Annotated in this window: 4 protein-coding genes; all 4 read right to left on the bottom strand. The window is 59.8% G+C overall.

Annotated elements, in window-relative coordinates:
* Positions 1 to 269 precede the first annotated feature (269 nt).
* On the bottom strand, positions 270 to 860 hold the full coding sequence (locus tag ABJK70_RS21535; protein WP_347259080.1) for a DUF1176 domain-containing protein: 591 nt from the start codon (positions 858 to 860) through the stop codon (positions 270 to 272).
* A gap of 102 nt (positions 861 to 962) precedes the next feature.
* On the bottom strand, positions 963 to 1,583 hold the full coding sequence (locus ABJK70_RS21530) for a glycoside hydrolase family 19 protein (RefSeq protein WP_347259079.1): 621 nt from the start codon (positions 1,581 to 1,583) through the stop codon (positions 963 to 965).
* 246 nt (positions 1,584 to 1,829) lie between these two features.
* Positions 1,830 to 2,420 carry an MgtC/SapB family protein gene (locus tag ABJK70_RS21525; RefSeq protein ID WP_347259078.1) on the bottom strand — a complete coding sequence of 197 codons (591 nt, stop codon included), beginning with the start codon at positions 2,418 to 2,420 and terminating at the stop codon, positions 1,830 to 1,832.
* Positions 2,417 to 3,883 (bottom strand): hypothetical protein (locus ABJK70_RS21520; RefSeq protein ID WP_347259077.1); only part of this gene is annotated, 1,467 nt, incomplete at its 5' end. The genes ABJK70_RS21520 and ABJK70_RS21525, both read right to left, overlap by 4 nt.

The raw sequence follows: 3,883 nt of genomic DNA, 5'->3' as shown, positions 1-3,883 counted from the left end.
TTTCATCTCGCTCGTACGGCAAAACAGGCCTGGCAGGAGTCGTTGGCGCCTTCGGCCAGGGTAGATCGACTCAAGCTTTCGTAGGTCGGCAATCCTTTGCCGACGAAGACGCTCGGCCGGGACGTGGTGTCGGGAAAGGATTCCCGACCTACGCGCGAATGCCCGTACAGTAGGCATGAAAATGCTCTAGCGTCAACGACCATGGCGATCGTCTCACCGACACCGGCGTTCGGCTTCAACCTTCTTCGCAAGTCTCCTGCCCGAAGGCTTTAAGGATTTCTGACTCTCGGCCAGGCTTCCGGCTCCGCGAATGGAGCGTCGGGGTCGTCCTGACAGGCTTGAGCCCGAGCTTCCTCGACGACCGGCTGGCCGTTCCGAAAAGTGTAAACGACGATCGAGCCGCAGTCTCCGATGCCGCGGGATTTCGACCAGACTTTCAGCTCCTTCGTTTTGTCATCGAATTCGGGAAATCCGCTCAGCTCCGTTTCAAGATAGCGGGAGACGCGGCCATCCGTCTCGCGCTCATAACGCTTGAATTTCAACAATGCCGTTTTCGCCCGTGCTTCGTCATAAAACATGAAAACAAAACCGGGTTGATAAGCGCCCAGGTAGCACTGTATCTCCACGAGATACTGCTTGTCCTTCAGGCGATGAAAGGTAAGGCCGGCATCGGGAATATCCTCGGCTTGGCTTTGGAAGCTCTCCTCGCAGTCAGCGGGCCATTTCAGTCTCTGATACCAGGCGCTTCGCTCCTCTCGAGTCAAATCGGACTTGTCTTGATCGCCTCCGGCCTTTACTCCCGAAGCAACCAGAAACAGACCTACAAAAGCGGCGGTGATGCCGAACTCGGACAATTTCATAGCAATCCCAACTCCCTGTGCGCTCCATGACATTCCCGAAATGGACTCATACGGCAGCGCCGTCGATCCGACGGAATCCCAAATCGACCGATGCCATCTTCGCTATGATCGCTGAAGGGCGGACGCCCGCAAGAGATCGTCGAATCGGCGTGCGATGTCGGCGATCGTTGTAGCCTTGTCGTGGCCATTGATGATGGTTCGAGCATTCTCATAATCGGGCGATACTCCGTCTTTTATGAAATGTCCGAGCTTTTTGCCCGTGAACCATCCTTCCTTCATTCCCTGGACGGCAATTTGATAAGCCAGCTTGGGCTCCTTTGCTTTATCGGGGTTCGAGATCAGATCCACGTTCAAAAATCTTCCCGCTCTCTCGTAGTTGTTTCGGCCTGTCAGCTGTACAAAACCGCGCCCGTGAAAAAGATTGCCATCGCCCGGGTAAAGATTGCCGAGCCGCCGGCCTACCGAGGTATGCGATCCATAGCGGGATTCAAAGTAGGCCGCCGAGCCGTGCTCGTCGATCGGCCTCATCGTGTTTGCCGTTTCCCATTTGAATGTCGCCAGGCAGTAGGCCAACTGTTGCCGGTCCGTGTCCGTCCCATCGAAACGGACATCCTGTTCGATTTCGCCAAGCAGAAACTCCAGCGCGTCGACCCGGTATTGCGTCATGGGTCCGAACGCGGAACGATAGTCCTCGAAAAACTCATTCCTGTCGAACACGAACATAACTTGCCCCCCCACTTTCTTCTTTTTTGAAAAATCACGATCACCGCCGAGAGAGCGCGCGAAACCTCACCCGAGGCAGCGAGCGATCAAGCGGTGAACTTATTCCATCATGAATCCGATCTGTCCGGAAACATCGCCTCGCTCGATTCCCGTCGGGAGCGCTTCCACGCTAGCCGCCCCCTCACAAATCACGGTCTCTGCAACGTCAGAATGTGCGGCGGCTGACCGAAAACGTCGATCTGCGCGTCAAGAGTCCTCCAAATCCGGCCGATCCTTTTTGCCCATTCGACGCTCGATCGGCGTCAGAAACTGCAAAGTCAGAAAATTGATCGTACTGATCAGCACGGCGATCTCATACAAGCCGTGGGCGACCGAAGCGCCGATTGCGCCGGTCGACCATAGGCTAGCCGCCGTGGCCGTTCCCCGGACACCTGTCGACGTCTTCAAAATCGCTCCGCCGCCGATAAAGCCGATACCCGTCATCAATCCGGAGATGATGCGCGCCTGCGCATCCTGAGCGGTACCGACGACCGACTCCCCGACCAGGATATAACCGCAACTTGCTAGCGCAACCAGAGGGAAAGTCCGCAATCCCAAGGTGCGGGTCGTTCTTTCGCGCTCCAGGGCGATCGGCAGGGCGAGTACGAACGCTCCTGCAAGCTTGAGCACGTGAGACAGAAATTCGCTCCAGTTCCAGTTCAGTAGATCCATCTGATTGTCCTGCTGTGCTACAGCGTTCTCGGTCCGACCGATTTCCGTCTTTTCCACTGCCCGGGGAAACCATAGCCCCCCGGGCGCCGTGCCTGGATGCGCGCCGGCAAATCGGTCGCTGCTCATCTGCACGAGCCTACCAGCCGTTCCGGAAAAGGCTGTTCGCCGGGGTCCGGGGCGGTTTCCCATTCATTCCGGCTCCACGGCACCCGGCCGGCGAGTTCGGTCAGGGAACCCGCCGGATAGGTTCCGAAGCGGCGGCTGGACGGAATCTGCGGTATCCGGACGAAAAGTACAGCCTCGGTATCGGCCGCGAGCATCTGCTCGAAAGGGGTCAGCTCTCGCGTCGGAGCGCTCCCCTCGACGAGATCGAGAAGGTCTCGGCCTATCGTCTCGAAGGCCTCTCTGGGCACGAGCCGGGTCTTCTCCGCGGCGAGCGTGCGAAACACATCCCTGCCGCCGGCGAGGCTCATCTGAACCAGGGCCGCCACCGGGAAAGCGGCCACGGCGGCGAGATAGCTGGTCGGACCGGTCTCCGGAATGTTCCAGCCCAGCCAGCGCAAGGGATCGATGACCAGCGCGGTGCTGTTGTTGGCGGCCCGGTCGTAACCGATGACATGGCAGTAATAGCCGTGTAGCACCTGTTGCAAGGTGGCTTGCACCCGGCGCGGAATTCGGGAATCGCGCATGACCGCGACGAGCATGTAGTTCGGACGGTACCAGGCCTGTCCGCTGTTGAGATCCGCGAGGTAATTGTCCATGGGCACCATGGCCGAGAGAATGCCTTTTGCGTTCTTGTCGTCTATGGGATAGAAGTTGGCGGCCAGCCAATCGCTCCATTCGCCTTGCGGGCCCAATATCCCGGTGGCGGGCGCGAGATGGCCGCCGTGCGCGCCGTCATCGTCGCCCTGGGCGCCGTCGAGCACGAAGGCGAGCACCGGGCGGCTCGCCCAGCGGCGGGGCTGTCCCGGATGACGCTCCCATAACACCCGCGCGGCGTAGATGCCCGTCACGCCGCCGGTCTGTGCCCGGATCAAGGTCGTCAAGGTTTCCCGCTCTTTCAACGGCTCAAATCGGGCTCCATCGATGTCGATACGGGTATCTTCCGGCCAGATCGTCCGGGCGACGAAAACCGGAGTCCCCCGATCGCTCAGTGTGACGCCACGCATGCGCAGCGGCCGTTTCGAAAGAAAAGCCACGGTGGAACGATCGAGATAGGCCCGATTGGTGGGAATCGCCGGGGTGACCGCAAACGCGATCTCACCCGCCGGTGCGCGGAGAAACTGTCCGTCTTCGGACAAGGTCGCGTGTTCGACGATCTCGGGAGCGCCGATCCAGACCAGCGGCGGATGGGGCGTTTCGCTCCGCTCCGGCTCGAAAAGCGCCGTGCCGGTGATCGGCCGAAGTCCATCAGGAACGGCGATGAGTTCGTCGCGAAAATACCAGAGCGCCGCCTCGGGCACCGGACAATCCGTGCACCGCCCGGTGGCGAGCCGAAAGGAGGAACTCGGCAACAGCCCGAAGCGCTCTCCGGTCAGGGCGCCTTTCGAAAAAGGACCGGCATATAACTTGTCCGGCACCTCGCTCCA

Origin of the sequence: Methylocaldum sp. (assembly GCF_039794385.1) — a bacterium.
GTDB lineage: Bacteria > Pseudomonadota > Gammaproteobacteria > Methylococcales > Methylococcaceae > Methylocaldum.
This window is presented reverse-complemented; position numbering and strand designations above follow the sequence as displayed.